At 72.7% G+C, this 18,969-nt stretch carries 11 protein-coding genes; 8 read left to right on the plus strand and 3 right to left on the minus strand.

The genetic code is table 11. The features are described from left to right. Window positions 1–15: 15 nt before the first annotated feature. On the minus strand, window positions 16–3,801 hold the full coding sequence (locus ACZ5UI_RS19075) for a LamG-like jellyroll fold domain-containing protein (protein WP_464189863.1): 3,786 nt from the start codon (window positions 3,799–3,801) through the stop codon (window positions 16–18). A 157-nt stretch (window positions 3,802–3,958) separates the two neighbouring features. Here ACZ5UI_RS19075 and ACZ5UI_RS19080 point away from each other — a divergent pair, with 157 nt between their 5' ends. Beyond that, window positions 3,959–5,572 carry an acyl-CoA mutase large subunit family protein gene (locus tag ACZ5UI_RS19080; protein WP_464189865.1) on the plus strand — a complete coding sequence of 538 codons (1,614 nt, stop codon included), beginning with the start codon at window positions 3,959–3,961 and terminating at the stop codon, window positions 5,570–5,572. Then, window positions 5,550–6,248 carry a DUF3159 domain-containing protein gene (locus tag ACZ5UI_RS19085; protein ID WP_464189868.1) on the plus strand — a complete coding sequence of 233 codons (699 nt, stop codon included), beginning with the start codon at window positions 5,550–5,552 and terminating at the stop codon, window positions 6,246–6,248. Before ACZ5UI_RS19080 ends, ACZ5UI_RS19085 begins: the two co-directional genes overlap by 23 nt. Window positions 6,249–6,390: 142 nt before the next feature. On the opposite strand, the gene ACZ5UI_RS19090 is transcribed toward ACZ5UI_RS19085, so the two are convergent. After that, window positions 6,391–9,753, minus strand: coding sequence for a hypothetical protein (locus ACZ5UI_RS19090; protein ID WP_464189870.1), 3,363 nt, complete (start codon window positions 9,751–9,753; stop codon window positions 6,391–6,393). Between the two features lie 295 nt (window positions 9,754–10,048). On the opposite strand from ACZ5UI_RS19090, the gene ACZ5UI_RS19095 reads away from it, so the two are divergent. The 5 genes from ACZ5UI_RS19095 (at window position 10,049) to ACZ5UI_RS19115 (ending at window position 16,744) form a co-directional block, all read left to right on the plus strand. Next, window positions 10,049–10,453: a hypothetical protein gene (locus tag ACZ5UI_RS19095; RefSeq protein ID WP_464189872.1), complete on the plus strand. Its 405-nt coding sequence runs from the start codon at window positions 10,049–10,051 to the stop codon at window positions 10,451–10,453. A gap of 75 nt (window positions 10,454–10,528) precedes the next feature. Beyond that, a complete protein-coding gene (locus ACZ5UI_RS19100) occupies window positions 10,529–12,094 on the plus strand; it encodes an alkaline phosphatase D family protein (protein ID WP_464189874.1) in 1,566 nt (521 codons plus the stop codon). Beyond that, a complete protein-coding gene (locus ACZ5UI_RS19105) occupies window positions 12,094–13,440 on the plus strand; it encodes an Ig-like domain-containing protein (protein ID WP_464189876.1) in 1,347 nt (448 codons plus the stop codon). Before ACZ5UI_RS19100 ends, ACZ5UI_RS19105 begins: the two co-directional genes overlap by 1 nt. Beyond that, on the plus strand, window positions 13,437–15,131 hold the full coding sequence (locus ACZ5UI_RS19110; protein ID WP_464189878.1) for an alkaline phosphatase PhoX: 1,695 nt from the start codon (window positions 13,437–13,439) through the stop codon (window positions 15,129–15,131). The genes ACZ5UI_RS19105 and ACZ5UI_RS19110 overlap by 4 nt, the downstream gene beginning before the upstream one ends. A gap of 41 nt (window positions 15,132–15,172) precedes the next feature. Further along, on the plus strand, window positions 15,173–16,744 hold the full coding sequence (locus ACZ5UI_RS19115) for an acyl-CoA carboxylase subunit beta (protein WP_464189880.1): 1,572 nt from the start codon (window positions 15,173–15,175) through the stop codon (window positions 16,742–16,744). A 6-nt stretch (window positions 16,745–16,750) separates the two neighbouring features. Here the strand turns inward: ACZ5UI_RS19115 and ACZ5UI_RS19120 are convergent, their stop codons facing one another. Beyond that, on the minus strand, window positions 16,751–17,299 hold the full coding sequence (locus tag ACZ5UI_RS19120; protein WP_464189882.1) for a hypothetical protein: 549 nt from the start codon (window positions 17,297–17,299) through the stop codon (window positions 16,751–16,753). A gap of 88 nt (window positions 17,300–17,387) precedes the next feature. Between ACZ5UI_RS19120 and ACZ5UI_RS19125 the strand changes: the two genes are divergently transcribed. Continuing rightward, window positions 17,388–18,947, plus strand: coding sequence for an alkaline phosphatase D family protein (locus ACZ5UI_RS19125; RefSeq protein ID WP_464189885.1), 1,560 nt, complete (start codon window positions 17,388–17,390; stop codon window positions 18,945–18,947). Window positions 18,948–18,969 lie beyond the last annotated feature (22 nt).

Here is an 18,969-nt window from a genome sequence, read left to right on the forward strand (position 1 = left end):
CATGCAGGCTACGCGTCAGCCGTGGCGCCGCGCCGCCTCGCGCTTCTTCTTGGCCTTGGCCTTCGCCTTCGCCTCGGCCTTGCGCTTGGCGGCGTAGCAGGCGGAGCGCTGCTTCTTCGTCTTCTTGGCGGCGCACCCGGTCTTCTTCTTCGCCGGTGTCGTCGCGGTCGTCGGCTTGGGCGTCGTCACCGGACCGGTCGCGGCCGGGGCCGGCGGGGTGGCCACCGACGGCGCGCTGGCGGGCACCGGATCCGGGGTCGGGGCCGCGGGCGTCTTCGGCGTGGCCGGCAGGCCACCGCCACCGCCACCGCCACCGCCACCGCCGGTGACCGGCGGCGTGGGCGTGGTCGGGGTGCTCGGCGGGGTGCTGCCCGGCGCCGGCGGATCGGCGAAGTAGTGGTCGAACACGCGCCCGTCGCGCAACGGCGCCGCGTAGTAGGACACCTCGTCGATCAGCCCGCGGAACCAGGGCTGCGCCAGCCCGAGGCCGTTGACCATCCCGACGTACAGCGACGGCGACCCGGACGGCGCCTTCGTCGTCTCGGCCTCGCCCACCTTCGCGCCGTCGATCCACAGCGACATGAGCACGCCGTCCCAGCGCGCGTGCACCGCGAAGAACGTGCCGACCGCGGGCCGGGCCGCGCTGACCGTGGTGCCGTCGGGCATCCGGAAGCGCACCTGCCCGCCCTCGATCCACAGGCTCGGGCCGCCGCCGGTGCCGCCGTGGTCGAAGATGCCCATGTTGCCGGCGTCGCTCGGGCGCACCCAGGCCTCGATCGAGAAGCCGTTGGGCGCCGACGGCACGCTGGGCACGTAGGCGTAGCCGCCCCGGCCCAGGAACGAGCGGGTCGTGTTGCCGTCGCCGGAGATGCCCACGGGGCCGTTGACCGGGTCGTTCTTGTAGGTGGCCGGATAGCCGGTCTGGCTGGCCGCCGTCGTGTCCGCGTCGGGCTCGTCGAAGCGGTAGTAGAGCGTCGGCACGTCCTTGGCCAGCGACCACGGCTCGGCCCCGGCGATCAGATCGCGGAACGACTCCACGTAGTAGCGGTGCGCATGCGTGTAGTGCAGCCCCGAGGCGTCGGTGGCCACCACCGTGAACGTGTGCTCGCCCGCCGTCTGCGGCAGCGCGGCACCATCGGCGATCGGCGCGCCGTCGACCGTGGCCACGCAGGCGGGCGCCGGATCCTCGATGTCCGCGCACGAGAAGTCGGCCAGCGGCACCTTGTCGGAGGTCAGCGAGTACAGCGCGCCGTTGGCCGGCGTGCGCGTGTCGATCGTCGGCCGGTTCATGTCCTGGTAGGGCGGGATCGCCGGCCCGGCCGCCTCCTGGAAGGTGCCGATGTGCCAGCGCGCCCAGATCCGCCGCGCGGACAGCGCGTGGTCGTAGTAGGCCGCCTCGTCGATGAAGCCGTGGAACGCCTTGGGGCTGATCGCGTGATCGGTGCGCCCGACGTAGAACGTCGTGCCGCCGCCGCTGGGCAGCTGGTTGGTGGCCGTGCTGGAGAAGAACGTGCCGTTGACGTACAGCCGCGCGACGCCGCCGGTGTAGGTGCCCGCCACGTGCGACCAAGCGCCCGGCGTGATCACCGGGCCGGTGATCTCGACGTCCTGGGCGTGGAACACGATCCGCCCGCCGCGGATGAACAGCGCGCCGTTGTTGACGCCGTGGTCCATGATCCCGCCGTCCGCGCTGGACACCGGCTTGATCCAGGCCTCCATCGCGTAGCTCGGCGTGGCGGCCAGACCGCCGTCGACGCTCACGTACGCGCCGTTGTCGCCGGGGAAGAACGCGCTGTAGCCCTGCGGGTCGTTGGTGACCTCACAGCCGGCCGGACGGTGCGGCGCGGGCGGGCGGCCTTCGCAGCTGATCGCCGGATCGCGGCGCAGCACGACGCGCTTGTCGGCCACGTTGGTGTGGTACGTCCCGCTGTCCGTGGTCGACGTCGCGCCCTTGGCGTCGTCCATGCGCCAGAACACGCGCGGCGAGTCCGCGTTGACGTAGTCGCCATAGCGCGGCGGGTGCACGCGGTAGGTGCGGTAGACGGTGTCGGAGGCGTTGCCGGCGTTGTCCGTCGCGCCGATCGCGAACCCGTGCACGCCCAGCGTCCCGGTGTCGATCGAGTCCGGACCGCAGCTGGCCACCCCGGATGCACCGGCCGGCGTGCCCGCCAGCGGGTCCACGCAACCGAAGGCCTCGGCCGGATCGGAGTCGAACAGATAGGTGGGCAGCACGTTCTCGCTGCCGTCCTGGCTGCGCACGGGCGGGTTGGTGACCGTGATCGTCGGCTTGGTCAGGTCGACGAGCAGCGCGCGCGAGGCGGGCGAGCCGTCGACGAGGCCGCCGGAGTCGCTGGCGCGCACGGCGAACGTGTGCGCGCCCTCGCCGACGGCGGCGACCGTGAAGGTGCCCGCGTCGCAGGCCGTCCACGAACCACCATCGAACTGGCACTCGAACGTGAAGGGGCCGCCGGGTGTGTCGACATCGGTCGCGTGGAAGGTCCACGTCGCATCGGCGACCCCATTGCGCGGCGACGCCGGCGCCGTGTCGATCACCGCATTGGGCGGCTCGGTGTTGGGGATCACCGTCAGCGGAAGCGTCAGCGCCTCACCATCGAGCGTCGCGGTGACGGTCGCCGCACCGCCCGCGCCGGGCGTCCAGGTCGTGGTCGCCACGCCGCCGCTGACCGTCGTCACCGGCGAGCCGATCGTGCCCGAATCGGCGCTGAAGGTGACCGGCCAGCCGGCCGCCGGCGCACCCGCCGTCGTGGGGCCGACCTTGACCGTGATGGTGACCGGCACGCCCGAGATGTACGGCCCGGCCGAGGCGGTGAGGTTGCCGAACGACATTCGCTGGGCGTCCGACACGGCCGACGTTGGACAGGAGGCGTTGCACCCATACCAGTTGCTGGTCGTGGTCAAGCCAGAACCGGTGAGGTCGCCGACCAGTCGGTTGCCCGTCAGCGTGAACGCGACGCCGCTTCCGCCGGAGACGGCGGTCGGCGCGACGATCTGGTTCTGCGTGATCTGCGCGCTCGGCGCCGACCCGGCCCCGAGAGGATCGAACCCGACGCCCCAGGCACCACCGCCGGCGGTGGTGAGGTCGTTGCCGGTGATGACCGCGCCGGTCACGTCGGTACCGAGGCTGACGACGTTGCCGCTCATGGCGGTGACGACGTTGCCGCTGATCGTGAGGTTCGGCGACCCGCTCGCCTCGATCAGCGGGCCCGAGGCGACGTTGTCGCGAACGGTCAGGCCGGCGATGGGGATCGCGGGGATCGACACGCTGTGGACCGCGACGCCCACCGACGCGGTGAAGCGACTGCGCTCGATCAGCGCCCCGCTGGACGGCCGCATGATCACCGCGGAATCCGCAGCGGCGAACACTGCGTTGCGCACGGTGGCGGTGCCCACCGATAGGGCGGTGCCGGCCGGCGCGTCGAAGTAGACGCCATCGAGGACCGCGTGGCCCCCGAGGAGCGTCGAGTACCCGACGATGCGGGACTCCTGACTCAGACTGACCGAGCGCGTGCGCCCATCGATGCCGGCCTGCGCCCCGTTCACGGTCACCTGCTTGGCGATGATCGCGCCTCCCGCGTAGTCGCCCGGCGCCAGCACGACGGTGTCGTTCGTCGCAGCCACGTCGACGCCCCGCTGGATCGATTGGCAGGGCGACGCGTGCACCAAGCAGTCGTTGCCGGCGTCGGACCCCGCCGGGTCGACATAACGCGTGGCGGCGGACGCGGCCGGCACGACGATCAACATCGCCACGATCACGAGTGACACCGAGACCAGCCGGGACATGGGGCTCCTGCAGGTGGAGGCGAAGAAAGAGGCGGGTCGCATCCATGCGCCCGCCGTGCTGGCAACATTCGCCGACTGGACGCCCGCGGCGCCATACGACATGCGTCCAGTTTCGTGGGAGATCGCTCATTCGCCCGCCCCGGGTAGCCTTCCGAAGATGGCCACGACGCCCGATCGGCTGACCGTCGCCCCCATCGTGGGGCCGGAAGACCCGCGTCGCTTCACCGACTCGGGCATCGAGATCAAGCCGCTGTACGACCAGTCCGACGTCCCCGAGCAGCTGGACCTCGGCGAGCCCGGCAGCTACCCCTACACGCGCGGGCCGCACCGCGACATGTACCGCAAGCAGCTGTGGACGATGCGCCAGTACGCGGGCTTCGCGACGGCCAAGGAGTCCAACGAGCGCTACCGCTACCTGCTGAAGAACGGCGGCACGGGCCTGTCGATGGCCTTCGACCTGCCCACCCAGCTGGGTCTGGACTCCGACGATCCGCGCTGCCTGGGCGAGGTCGGCCGCACCGGCGTGGCCATCGACACGCTCGACGACATGCGCACGGCGTTCGACCAGATCCCGCTGGACCAGGTCACGACGTCGATGACGATCAACGCGCCGGCCAGCGTCCTGCTGCTGCTCTACGAACTGGTCGGCGAGGAGCAGGGCGTCGAGAGCAAGCAGCTGCGCGGCACGGTCCAGAACGACATCCTCAAGGAGTACATCGCCCGCGGGAACTTCATCTACCCGCCGGAGCCGTCGATGCGGCTGACCACGGACCTGTTCGCCTACTGCAAGGAGAACGTGCCCAAGTGGAACACGGTCTCCATCTCGGGCTACCACTTCCGCGAGAAGGGCTCCTCGGCGGTGCAGGAGGTCGCGTTCACGCTGGCCAACGGCATCGCCTACGTGCAGGCGGCGATCGACGCCGGCCTGGCCGTCGACGACTTCGCGCCGCGCCTGGCCTTCTTCTTCAACGGCCACAACAACGTCTTCCAGGAGGTCGCCAAGTTCCGCGCGGCCCGGCGGATGTGGGCGCACATCATGAAGGAGCGCTTCGGCGCCCAGAACCCGAAGTCGCTGATGCTGCGCTTCCACACGCAGACCGGCGGCGTGACGCTGACCGCCCAGCAGCCGCAGAACAACATCATGCGCGTCGCCCTGCAGGGCTTCGCGGCGGTGTGCGGCGGCACGCAGTCGCTGCACACCAACGGCTACGACGAGGCGCTGGCGCTGCCCACCGAGCGCGCCGCCAAGATCGCCCTGCGCACCCAGCAGGTGATCGGCTACGAGTCCGGCGCGGCCGACACGGTCGATCCGTTCGCCGGGTCCTACTTCGTCGAGTCGCTGACCGACGAGATCGAGTCGCGCGCGACCGAGCTGATCGAGAAGGTCGACCAGCTGGGCGGCTCGGTCCAGGCGATCGCGTTCATCAAGAACGAGATCGAGGAGTCGGCCTGGGGCTACCAGGAGCGCTACCGCCTCGAGCAGGACATCGTCGTCGGCGTCAACAAGTTCGTCGAGGACGACATCGAGATCGAGGACCTGCTGAAGGTCGACCCGGCCACCGAGCGCGGTCAGGTCGACCGCCTCAAGGCGTTCAAGGCCGACCGCGACCAGGAGCTCGCGGCCCAGCGCCTCGAGGACATCCGCGAGGCCGCCCGCGGCACCGACAACCTGCTGCCCTTCCTCAAGGACGCGCTGCGCGACCGCTGCTCGATGGGTGAGGTATGCGGGGCGATGCGCGACGTCTTCGGTGAGTACAAGCCCAGCGACTGATCCCGAGGAGGCGCCGGTCACCGAGCCGGCGCCGCCACCGTCGATCGCGGACGCGGTCGGCGGGCCCCTGGGCATCGCCGAGACGGTCAGCCCCGCGCTGGTCTTCGTGATCGTCTACACGGCCGCGGGCAACGACATCAAGACCTCGGCGATCGCCGCCGTGGCCGTCGCGCTCGTGCTCGGCCTCGCCCGCGTCGTGCGCAGGCAGACGCCGATCTACGCGCTGGCCGGCGTCATCGGCGTGGCCATCTCGGGCTACATCGCGCAGCGCACCGGCAAGGCGGAGAACTTCTTCCTGCTCGGGTTCGTGCTGAACATCGGCTACGCCTCGGCCTTCCTGATCTCGATCGCCGTGCGCTGGCCGCTGATCGGCGTGCTCGTCTCCGCGCTGTCCAAGGGCGACTACAGCTGGCGCCAGAACCCGACGCTGATGAAGGCCTACAAGCGGGCCACCGCGGTATGGGCCGTGCTGTTCACGCTGCGCATCGTCGTGCAGCTGCCGCTGTACTTCGCCGACGCGCTCGTCGCGCTGGGCGCGGCCCGCATCGGCATGGGCGTGCCGCTGTTCGTCGTCGGCCTGTGGTTCTCGTGGCTGCTGCTGCGCAACACCCCGGGCGGGCTGCCGCTGGGGCGCGCGGTCGAGAAGGCCGAGCGCCCCGGCCCGTTCAGCCAGTAGCCATCCGGTGAAGGCGGTTGAGGCGGGCGCCCGCGCGGCCGTAGCGTGGCGCCGCGATGGCCGACATCCGACCTCCCCACGCTGATCCCGCCGCCGAGTGGCACGCGCGCATGACGCTCGAGCGCGGCGCCGAGCCCGACGACTACGCGCGCAGCTTGATCGTCGCCTTGGACTTCGCCCGGGCGGCGGGGCTGCGCAGGTCGCCGACGCCGATCGCGGTCAGCGCGACGCTCGCCGTGTCGTAGCGGGCGATGCCCGGCACCGTCAGCTTGCGGGCCTTGGCCCCCGCGGTGAGCATCAGCCGCTTGCCCTGAGCGGTGTCGACGCGCAGCTGGTAGCTCTTGGCGCCCGCCGAGGCACCCCAGCGCACGACGAGCCCCTTGCCGCTGCGCGTGACGCGCACGCTGCTGGGCCGCTTGGGTGCGCGCGGCGCGGCGGCGGTGAAGCGCGCCACCTCGTGCTGCTCGACGATCAGGCCGTCGCGCTCGACCAGCGCGACCACCGTGCGCTGCCCCGCCGGCGCGCCGTCGTCGGGGATGCGCAGCGTGCCGCTGCCCTCCTTGGCCAGGCCGAGCGCGTCGGTGGCGTCGGCGCTCTGGGAGACGAAGCGGACCTGGCGGCCGCCCAGGCCCGAGGCCTGGTAGCGCAGCACGCGGCCGTTCTTGGCCTTGGCGACGGTGCCGCTGACCTTCACGGGCGCGGCGACGCCGACGGCGACCGAGCTGATCGGCACCGAGGCCGGGTGCGCCTGCACCTGCCAGCTGCCGGCGGCGGGCTGGTCGAGGACGATGTACGTCGCGGTGCGCTTGGCGTCGCGCAGGACCAGCGCGCCGCCCACGCGCTCGAGCTGCTCGGGCGTGTCGGAGGTGACGATGCTGGCGCCGTCCGGCCCGGTCAGCGTGACCGCCGGGGCGCCGCCCTGGCCGACGATCCGCACCGTCGCGCGCTGCGCGCCGCGTGGGATGGTCACGCTCGAACCCGCCTGCGCCGCCTTCGCCTTCAGGCGCCCACCGCCGCCGGAGGTGAACGGCCCGACGTCACACGGGATCAGCAGGTTGTCGGGGTCGTAGGGGTTGCCGCCCCAGTGGTAGCCGTAGCCGGCGCTGACCGTCTCGCCCAGCACGTTGAAGCCCGCGCAGACGGCGAAGCCACGCGACGAGATCAGCCCGGTCTGATCCAGGCACAGCTTGCCCGCGACCGGGAAGGCGACGCACACCTCGCCGGTGATCGCGGCGTCGAACACGCCGGCCGGTCCGTCGAGCGAGCCGCGCACCGCACCGGTGACGCTGGCCACCTCGAGGTCGATGCCGACGTTGCCCGACAGGTTCGCCGTCCCGTCGGTGCGGAAGGTGAAGTTGTTGTCGGCCACCTGGACGTCGGCCAGGTGCAGGACGCCGCTCATCGACAGCGTCGACGGGCCCACGTCGGGGAACTGGAAGTCGAAGGAACCCTTCACGTCGACCAGGGACTTGTCCTGGACCACCGGCCCGGCCACCACGGTCGCGCTGCCCTGCAGGCGCGTCGGATCCAGCGACAGGTCGATGTCCATCGTGGTCAGGAACACGCCCGGCCCCAGCGTGATGCCCGGCGCGGGCGGCGTGAACGCCGCGTAGGCGCGCTTGAGGCTGCCCATCTCGAAGCGCACCAGGCCGGCGATCTTGCCGCCGGTCGGCTGGGGCGGCAGCAGCAGCGTCAGCTTGCCCTCCCACACCTCGCCGGCGCCCTGGTAGTCGACGGCCAGGTCCTTGAGCACGAGCGGGCCGAGCGGCACGGTGTCGGCCGCGATGTGGAGGCTGTCGAGGTGCAGGCCGCGCGCGTTGTCGGCGGTCAGCACGGCGTTGCCGCGGATCCCGCCGAACGCGGGCGGCAGCTCGATCGAGATCGGGATGCGGACGCTGTCCTTGAGCAGCTCGATGTCGATGTTGCCGCGCACCGGGAAGCCCTTGAGCAGGACCGGGAACTTCGACGTGTCGAAGCTGGCCAGGACGGTGCCGGCCTTGTCGCTGGGCAGCTTGATGTGCAGCTCGCCCCGCCACAGCTGGACGTCGCCGATCAGCACGGTGACCGAGCCGAACGTGTCCAGCGTCTTCTGGCGGCGGTCGACGACGATGCGCGCGCCCGCGTCGGGGACGATGTCCAGGCCGTTGAGCCGCACGGTGCCGGTCGAGACCTTGGCGCCGCTGGAGGACTTGGTGTCGGCCAGGAAGCAGCCGATGCCGTTCGTGGTGGCGGTCACCGCGCCGAAGTTGATCGCGCTGCAGCTGGAGCTGCCCCCGTCGTCGCCCCCGCCGGCCAGGCTGCCCAGGCCGAGCTTGCCGGTGGCGGCGGTCGAGCCGAAGATGCCCGCGCGGATGACCGAGGCGCCGGCGTCGTCCTTGGTGCCCCACACGGCCAGGCCGCCGCCGTCCGCGGCCGCGGCGATCGCCGTGTCGCCGGCGTTGAGGTCCTTGGTCAGCGTCACCGCGGGACCGAAGCCCGTGCCCGAGATCGCGTTGCGCACCTCGACGGCGCCTTCGTCCATCGGGTCGACCCACATCGCGTGCAGGCCGCCGGACGGGTCCATGGCCAGCGCCGGCGCGGAGCCGCGATGGTCGGACACGATGGTCGGCGCGCCCGGCGTGGGCGCCAGCTGGCGCACGTCGTACTTCGCGCCCGAGTCGGCGCGGCTCATCAGGTAGGTGCCGGTCGGGCCGCCGGCCACGCGCGGCTGCTCGCCGGCCAGGACCTGCGGGGCGGTCCAGTTGGCGGCGTCGTTGACCGAGCCGGTGCCGGTCCACTCGCGCACGAGCACGTGGTTGGTCAGGTCCGCGAAGGCGGCCAGCGGCCGACCGTCGGGCAGCAGCGCCAGGCGGCCGTCGTAGGCCCCGTCGCCGGGACCGAGCAGCGCCTGCGCGGCGACGTACTGGCCGGCGGGCGAGCCCTGGAAGAAGGTGCCGCCCGTGCGCGTGTCGCTGATCACGCCGATCGAGGGCGGGTCGGAGCCGTAGACCAGCGCGCCGCCGCTGGCCTCGGCGTCGCCGATGATGCCGGGCTCGCCGAAGCTGGTGCCGCCGTTCTCCGACGTGTACAGCCAGGTGGTGCGATCCGAGGTGCGCCCGGGGTGCTGGCGGATGTTCGGGTAGCGATGGGTCAGCAGGGCGACCTCGTCGCCCAGCGCGAGCACCGTCGGCCCGCCCATCTCGACGTCCAGCGCCTCGCCGCCGAGCGCGTCGATCGGCGCGCCGGGCACCAGCGACTGGCGCACCGCGCAGGTCGTGGCGCCGCGCGGCAGGCGGCAGTACTCCAGCGTGTCCGAGCCGGTGGGCGGGTCGCTGGTCCAGGTGATGTGCGCGGTGCCCGCCGCGTCGACGAGCACGTCGGGGTCGGTGCCCGCGCCGATGTCGATCGGCGGCGGCTGGGGCGGCGTCTTGACCTTCGGCGCCTTGGTCAGTCCTTTGTAGCCGGGCGTGTGGTAGTCGGCCGCGTGCGCCGCTGCCGGCCACGCGAACGCCAACACGGCCAGCAATGGCCACAACCGTCGGGGACGCGTCGCGTGCCCGGTTCCCCTGCCAAGGTCCCGCACAAGAGCGATCCTGCCGTATCGGTTCGCCCAAAAGCAAGAGCGCCAACGCGCCACCGGGCGACAGCCTGCAGAACCAGATCCGTTGGAGGAGATCGCCGCGGCCCGGGGAAGCCCGCTGCCGATGGAGGTCCACCGCACGTTGGTCAAGTCTCCGCCCGAGCTGTGGGCGGAGCTCTCGGATGTCGAAGCACTCACCCGCCACCTAGCGGCGTTCGGCGACATCACCATCAAACGGGTCGTGCCTGAGACGACGGTCGCCTGGGAGGGCGAGCTGGCCAGCGGTACCGTCGAGCTCAGCGCATCCGGATGGGGAACGAAGGTCACGCTGCGGGCGCAGCCGGTGGAGCGCGAGGCGCCCGCGGAGCCGCTCCAGCCCGTCGAGCCGGAGCCGGAGCCCGAACCGGTCGCCGTCGCGGTCGCCGCGCCCCGCCGCCGCTGGCGCTTCTGGTCGCGGGCCGAGCTGCCCGGCCCGACCCCGGGGCCCGATCCGGTCCCGCCGACGCCCACGCCCGCACCCGGCCCGCCACCGCCGCCGGACCCCAACCCACCGCAGATCCGCTTCGATCCCACCGAGACCGAAGCGCTCCTGAGCCGGGTCCTGGACGACCTCGGCCAGGCGCACCACCGCCCGTTTCAGCGCTGAGACCGGGACGCCTCTGTGTCGATTCGGTGAACGCGGGCGTTTGCTGACCGCGCGCCGGGCACGATCGCCTTCGCGATGCGTTCCCGACTCACTCGCCGCGAGCTCGTCTTCGCCGCCACGGTGGCCGGCGCCGCGGCGCTGGCGCCCCCCTCGTTCGCCCGGCTGATCGACCCCGCCACCCGCGTGGGTCCGGGTCGGTTCCTCGACGGCGTCGCGTCCGGCGAGCCCGGCCCGAACGCGGTCACGTTCTGGTCGCGGCTGACCACCGACCGCCCGACGAGCGGTGCGCGGCTGACCGTGGCCGCGGACGCCGGGATGAGCCAGACCGTGGCCACCGTGGTGGTGCCCACCTCCGGTGCCGTCGACGGGTCGCTGAAGGTCCGCATCGACGGCCTCGATCCGGCCCGCCACTACTGGTACGTCTTCGAGAGCGCCGACGAAGCCTCCCCGGTCGGGCGCACGAAGACCGCGCCCCCGGCCAACTCCAACGTGCCGGTGGCGATCGGCTACTCGTCGTGCCAGAAGTACTCCGAGGGCTTCTACAACGCCCATCGGGACGCCGCCGCCCAGGACCTCGATCTGATCGTCCAACTGGGCGACTACACCTACGAGTACGACGAGCCGGAGCCCGGCGTGGCGGGCCGCGCGGAGCTCGCGTCGGTCGATCTGACCACCTACCGCGACAAGTACCGGCTGTACCGCGGCGACCCCGGGCTGCGCGAGCTGCACCGGCTGCATCCGATGGTCCACGTGTGGGACGACCACGAGGTGGCCGACAACTACACCGACGGCGACCCCGCCCCGTCGGCCCAGCAGCGCGCCGCCGGCTATCGCGCGGCGTTCGAGTGGCTGCCGCGGATCGCCTTTCCCAGCGAGCGCTATCGGGTGTTCAACAGCTTCCGCTGGGGCCGCAACGTCGAGCTGCTGCTGACCGACCAGCGCCAGTACCGGGGCGAGGGCACGATGCTCGGGCGCCGCCAGGTGGACTGGCTGAAGAGCGGGCTGGCCGCCTCGACCGCGCGCTGGAAGCTGATCGGCAGCGAGACGATGTTCGCGCCGCTCGGCGTGCTCGGCGTGATCAACCCCAACACCGACCAGTGGGACGGCTATCCGGACGAGCGCGCTGAGCTGATCGCCCACATCCGCTCCAGGGGCCTGGACGACGTGGTGTTCCTGTCGGGCGACATCCACATCTACATGGCCAACCGCGTGCTCGACGGCCTGACGCCGGTGGCCACCGAGTTCGTGGGCGGCTCGGTCACCTCCTCGGGCGTCCCGGCGGAGATCGACGGGCTCGCGTCGGTGCTGATCCAGACCGCCAACCCGCACATCCGCTACTTCAGCGGCGGGCAGCACGGGTGGGCGCGGGTCGACGCCAGCGCCGCCGAGCTGCGCGTCGCCTACCGCACCTCCGACATCCTCACCGACGGCGCGACCAGCTCGACCGTCGCCGAGTTCGTGCAGCCCGCCGGCGCGAACGACTTCGAGCGCGTCGACGGCGGCATCCTCGGCATCCAGCGCAAGCAGACCGTCGGCCAGGACCCGGTCGCGCTGCCGGCGCTCCCCGGCAGCGGCCTGGCCCAGCGCCGCGCGCGGTACGCCAAGGCGGTCCAAGCCGACCTGCGCCGGAGGGCTCGCTGATGCTGCGCGCCCTTGGCCTCGCGCTGCTGGCCACCGTCGTCGGGCCGGCCGCCGCGGCCGCCGCGCCGGCCAACGACGCACCCGCGGACGCCGCCGCCTTCCAATCGGTGACCGCCGAGAACGGCACCCCGACCGAACGCCAGGCGATCGTCGTGCTCGACGGCGCAGGACCGGACGAGGGCGTGCCGCGCTGCCTGGGCGGCGCGAGCTTCCAGCGCACCGCGTGGCTGCGGATCGAGTCGTCGGCCAGCACGCGGCGGCTGCGCATCGACGCGTCGGGCGAGACGACGAACCCGCCGGACCTGGCCGCCTTCGTCCAGCCGGCCGGCGCGACCGATCCGGCCGTCAGCGAACCGCAGGCCTGCGACGGCGCGCACGGGCCCGGCGGCCTGGCCGGACAGGGCTCCTCCAGCGTCGACCTGCGCGTGCCCGCGGGACGCCAGGTGCTGGTCCAGGTCGGGCGGCCCGTCTCCGGTGGCCAGGAGGCCGTGCTGGCCACGGTCGCGGCGACCGTGCTGTCGCCGCGGGCCGCGCCGGTGGGCGATGACCCGGCGGCCGCCCCCGCGGTGGGCGCCACGGTGCCGCTGGCCGGGGCCACCCTGGGCGAGGCCGACCCCGCGCTGCCGCGCTGCCCGGCCGCCGGGACCGTGTGGCGACAGGTCACGCCGGCCGTCTCGGGCCCATTGCGCGTGCGCGCCACCGGCGCCGACACCCTGGCCCTGTTCGCGCCGGGTCCGGCGCCGACCGGCGACAGCGCGTTGGCCTGCGACAGCCGCGCGGCGGCCAACGCGCCGATCGAGCTGACCGTGACCGCCGCGGCCGGTCAGCCGCTGTGGCTGCGCCTGGGCGCCGACGACCCGGCCGCGCGCGCGGCGACCGTGACCGTCGGCGACCCGGCGCCGGAGACGCCCCCGAGCGGCGGAGGCGGCGGCGCGGTCGTGGTGTCCGCCCCGGTCGGGCGCGACGCCGGACCGACCGAGCCGCCGCCGGCGGCCAGGACCGACACGGCGCCCTCGACCACGGTGCCCGCACCCGCGAGCGCCTGCACCGACGTCCTGGCCCCGTCCGCCCGCGTGACCGGCTTCCGCGCCGCGACGCGACGCCTGTCGGGCCGCGCGACGGACCGCGGCTGCGCCGGCCTGACGCGCGTGCAGGTCGCGATCACGCGCGTCGGCTCGTCGAAGCGGACCTGGCGCGCGGCGCGCGGGACGACGGCTTGGAGCCTGACCCTGCCGCGGGCGCTGAAGCCCGGCCGCTACCGCGTCGCCGTCCGGGCCCGTGACGGCGCGGGCAACACCTCCGTCGTGACCACCCGGACCCTGACCCTCCCGCGAAGGACCGCATGACCCGCACCCTCACCCGCCGATCGCTGGTCCAGGGCGGCCTGCTGGCCGCCGTCACCGTCTCCTTCGGGCCGGGGTTCTGGCGCAACGCGCTGGCCGCCACCCCGGCCGTGCCCGGCCCGAGCCCGTACGGCCCGCTGCGCCCGCCCGACGCCAACGGCATCCGGCTGCCCGCGGGGTTCAGCTCGCGGGTGATCGCGCAGGCCGACCGCCTCGTGGACGGCACCACCTACCCGTTCCCGTGGTTCCCCGATGGCTCGGCCACCTTCGCGACGCCCGACGGCGGCTGGATCCTGGTGGTCAACTCGGAGATCCCGCTGGTGGGCGGCGTCTCGGCGATCCGCTTCGACGCGTCGGGCACGATCGTCGCGGCCCAGCGCATCCTGGGCGGTACCTCGACGAACTGCGCCGGCGGCCCGACGCCGTGGGGCACCTGGCTGTCGTGCGAGGAGGTCGACAACGGCACCGTGTGGGAGTGCGATCCGACCGGCGCCAACGACGCCGTCGAGCATCCGGCGATGGGCGTCTTCAAGCACGAGGCGGTGTGCGTCGATCCCGTCGGCCAGCGCGTCTACCTGAGCGAGGACATCGGCGATGGTGGGCTGTACCGCTACACGCCCGACGTGTACCCGGACCTCGGCGCCGGCCTGCTGGAGATCGCCTGCGTGCGCCCGTCGGGTCGGGTGATCTGGGCCGAGGTGCCCGATCCGCTGATGACGGGCGGCACCGCCACCAAGGACCAGGTCGCCGCCGCGACGACGTTCGCCCGCGGCGAGGGCATCTGGTTCGACTCGGGCATCGTCTACCTGGCCACGACCAGCGACGAGACGATCCACGCCTACGACACCCGCAGCGAGACGATCGGCGTCCTCTACAACGCCGATGCGGCCGACGCCGCCGGCAGTGGGGTGAGCCCGCTGCGCGGGGTCGACAACGTGATGGTCTCGCGCTCGGGAGACCTGTTCGTGTGCGAGGACTCCTACGAGGACGACCCCGACGCGATGGACGTGTGCCTGATCACGCCCGACCGCCTCGTCTCGCGCTTCCTGAAGCTGACCGGCGACGAGCACTTCCTGGGCGGCGAGCTGACCTCGGAGACCGTCGGCCTGGCCTTCTCGCCCGACGGCTCGCGGCTGTACTTCGGCTCCCAGCGGGCGGGCGGCTTCGGCAAGGTCTACGAGGTCACGGGCCCGTTTCGGACCGAGCGCCCGGGCGGCACCACGCCCGGAGGCGGCGCGCCCGGCGTCGGCGCCCCGGCCGCGCCGGAGCCGCCGGTCGTCTTCGAGCCCGCCGGGGCCGACAGCGCGGCGCCGGCGCCCGCGACCGCCCCGTCGAGCACCGCGCCGACCGGGCCGGCGACCACCCCGCCCGTGCGCGTCGTGCCGCTGGGCGTCGAGGCCACGCGCCGCCTGACGATCCCGACCTTCACGCGCCGCGGGCTGGCCGTCGGCCTGACCGTCGACGCGCCGGCCAAGCTGACGCTCACGCTGCGCGCCAACGGCGACGTCCTGGCCCGCGCCGTGCACGACCTGACCCGCGGGCGCGCGAACCTGCGGCTGAAGCCGTCCAAGGCGATCGCCGCGCGCCTGCGCGAGCGCCGCCGCCCGCTCACGGCAACGCTGGAGATCCGCCTGCAGCAGCCCGGCGCGGCGGCGGTCGTGACCCGCCGCACGGTGACGCTGCGCCCGGCCTGACCGCTCCGCTGACCCACGGGTCAATACGATCTGGCCCGCCTATGACACAGCGCCAGAAGAGCCCGGAAACGTTCGAGGAGAAGCTCGCCCAGCTCGAGGAGCTGCGCCAGGCCGCGGCGCATTCGTCGCCAGAGGCCGAGGAGAAGCAGCACGCGCGGGGGAAGTACACCGCGCGTGAGCGGATCGAGAAGCTGCTCGATCCGGGCAGCTTCCAGGAGATGGACACCTACGTCCGTCACCGCACGATCGACTTCGACATGCAGCGCAACCGCCCGTGGGGCGACGCGGTGGTCATCGGGCACGGCACCATCGAGGGCCGGCGCGTGTGCGTGTTCAGCCAGGACTTCACCGTCTTCGGCGGGTCGCTGGGCGAGGTCATGGCCGAGAAGATGTGCAAGGTCATGGACCTGGCGGCCAAGATCGGCTGCCCGGTGATCGGCATCAACGACTCGGGTGGCGCGCGCATCCAGGAGGGCGTCGTCTCACTGGGCGCCTACGGCGACGTGTTCCTGCGCAACGTGCGCTGCTCCGGCGTGATCCCCCAGATCAGCCTGATCATGGGGCCGTGCGCGGGCGGCGCGGTCTACTCGCCGGCGATCACCGACTTCATCTTCATGGTGAAGGAGACGTCGCACATGTTCATCACCGGCCCCGACGTGATCAAGACGGTCACGGGCGAGGAGGTCGGCTTCGAGGAGCTCGGCGGCGCGATGTCGCACAACTCCAAGTCCGGCGTGGCCCACCTGGCCGCCGACGACGAGGACCAGTGCATCGAGGACACGCGCTACCTGATGTCGTTCCTCCCGCAGAACAACCTCGAGATCCCGCCGCGCGTGCAGCCGACGGACGATCCGATGCGGATGGACGAGGAGCTCAACAGCGTCGTCCCCGCCGACCCGCAGAAGCCCTACGACATGCGTGACGTCGTCCGCCTGCTGGTCGACGACGGCGAGTTCTTCGAGATCCAGGAGCACTTCGCCCAGAACATCATCGTCGGCTTCGCGCGCCTGAACGGCTACTCGGTCGGCATCGTCGGCAACAACCCGCGGGCGATGGCCGGCGTGCTCGACATCTCCGCCTCCGAGAAGGCCGCGCGCTTCGTGCGCACCTGCGACGCCTTCAACGTCCCGATCATCACCCTGTGCGACGTCCCCGGCTTCCTGCCCGGCACGACGCAGGAGTGGGGCGGCATCATCCGCCACGGCGCCAAGCTGCTGTACGCCTTCGCCGAGGCGACCGTGCCGAAGATCACCGTGATCACGCGCAAGGCCTACGGCGGCGCCTACGACGTCATGTCCTCCAAGCACCTGGGTGCGGACTTCAACTTCGCCTGGCCCACCGCCGAGGTGGCGGTGATGGGGCCCGAGGGCGCCGTCAACATCATCTACCGCCGCGACCTGGCCAACTCGCCGACGCCGGACGATCGTCGCCAGAAGCTGATGGCCGACTACAAGGCGCGGTTCGCCAACCCCTACACGGCGGCCGAGCGCGGCTACATCGACGACGTGATCGTGCCCAGCGAGACGCGCGTGAAGCTGATCACCGCGCTGGAGACGCTGCAGACCAAGCGCGAGCCCGGCCCGAAGCGCAAGCACGGCAACATCCCGCTGTAGGCCGGCTCACAGCCGCGCGAGCACGTCCTGGGCCGCCAGCCGGGCGCGCCCGCGCGAGCTGACCTCGTCGGGGACCGTGACCTCGACGTGGAAGACGACGGCGTCGGCGCGCACGTACATGCGGCGGCCGTCCCACACGGCCTCACGCCCGACGCCGTCGACCGGCTCGCCCAGCGCGCGCGTCGGTTCGAGCATCGCCCACACCTCGTCGGTGCCGGACGTGTCCTCCAAGAACCACGTCGCGACCTCCACGGCCCACTGCCGGCCGCGCCGGTCCGCGGCCGCGTAGCGCACGCCCAGCGACTGGTCGCTGTAGGTCAGCTGCGGCGCGCCGAGCGGCTGGCCCGCGACCTCGGCGGCCTCCTGCACGCTGAGCAGCGGGCGGGGATCGACGGCGCCTCGGCGCAGCGCGCCGGCCGCCGCCGCGACGTCGTGCGGTTGCGGCGCGGCGTCCACCGGCGCGATCGAGGCGGCGTCCTGCGCGGTGCGGTAGTCGTCGATGCGGCCCTTGGCCACCGTGGCGGCGTCGAGCGCCTTCTTCATGAAACTGGGCATGACGCCATCCCAGCGGCGGTGCGCCACGCGCGCATCAGGGAGGCCCCTAACCGGCACCCGGACGTTGACAGGGCTTTAACGTGGCGCCATGCACACCCGCCGCCAGTTCGTCGTCGGCGCCGGAAGCGGCGCCCTCGCTGCCGTCCTCGCGCCCCAGGCGCTCGCCGCCGGGCTGACCAGCACGCGCAAGGCGCCGCTGCTGTCACGCGTGGCCTTCGACCAGGGCGTGATGTCGGGCGACCCGACCGCGAACGCGATCACGCTGCTGACCCACGCCGGCCACGTGGGCGGCTCCGGCGCGCTGCGCCTGGAGGTGGCCACCGACAAGGGCTTCTCCAAGGTCGTGGCCAACGAGCTCGTGCGCACGAGCGCGGCGCTGGGCCACATGGCCAAGGCGCGCGTGAAGGGCCTCAAGCCCGGCCGCGACTACTACTACCGCTTCGACAGCAAGGACGAGCACAGCCCGGTCGGCCGCTTCCGCACCGCCCCCGGTTCAGGCTCCAAGGAGACCATCCGCTTCGCGATGGTCTCGTGCATGGAGTACACGTTCGGCTGGTACAACGCGCTCGCCGCGCTGGCCCAGGAGAAGGACCTCGACTTCGTCCTCCAGCTGGGCGACTACATCTACGCCGACGTCGCCTTCCCGGCCCCGTTCGGCGTGCGCAAGGACCCCAACCAGGTGGCCACGTCGCTGGACCAGTTCCGCGACAAGTACGCGCTGTACCGCAGCGACCGCGACCTGCAGGCCGCGCAGGCCGCGACCGCGTGGATCAACCTGTGGGACGACCACGAGGTGCAGAACAACTACGCGGGCGCCGACGCGGCCGGCGGCGAGACGACGTCGGCCTACGACCCGGCGCGCAAGACCAACGGCTACAAGGCGTTCTTCGAGCAGCAGCCGACCTACAGCTACGGCGGCCCCACGCGGCTCTACCACCAGGCCGGGTTCGGCGGGCTCGTCGACCTGTTCGTGCTCGACGAGCGCCAGTACCGCAGCCGCCAGCCCTGCGGCCAGGACACGCTGCCCTCCTGCCCGGACGCCAGCAACCCCTCGCAGCAGTTCCTCGGCGCCGCCCAGCAGCAGTTCGTGCAGGGCGGCCTGAAGGCGTCCAAGGCGAACTGGAAGGTGATCGCCAACGAGGTCCAGATCACCCGGCGCCTGGAGGCCGACGGCTCCTCCGGCGTCGACGACCGCGATGCCTGGGGCGGCTACCTGGCCGAGCGCGAGGCGCTGCTGCGGGTGGCCAAGGACACGCCGGGCACCGTCTTCTGCACCGGCGACATCCACGAGTTCATCGCCGGCACCGCGCGCCTCGGCGACGGCACGCCGGCGGCGCCCGAGGTGTGCGGCTCGTCGATCACCTCGCTGAGCACGACCGAGGGCCACGCGCTCCAGAACGACCCCGGCTGGGGCACGCTGGCCGCGCCGACCGAGCCGGAGGCCGTGACCGCTCAGCGCCTGGCCGCCAACCCCGAGTGGACCTACCTGGACGCCGACCATCACGGCTACGTGATCTGCGAGGTCACGCCCGATCGCTTCCAGGCCACGATGCGCAAGATGCAGACGATCAAGCAGCACAGCCGCGCGCAGCTGGATCCGACGGTCGTGCGCATCGCGCACGGCAGCCCCGCGGTGACGGTGGTCTAGCGGCCCTAGCGTCGAAGGGCGC

It is taken from the genome of Conexibacter sp. JCM 18997, assembly GCF_055391915.1.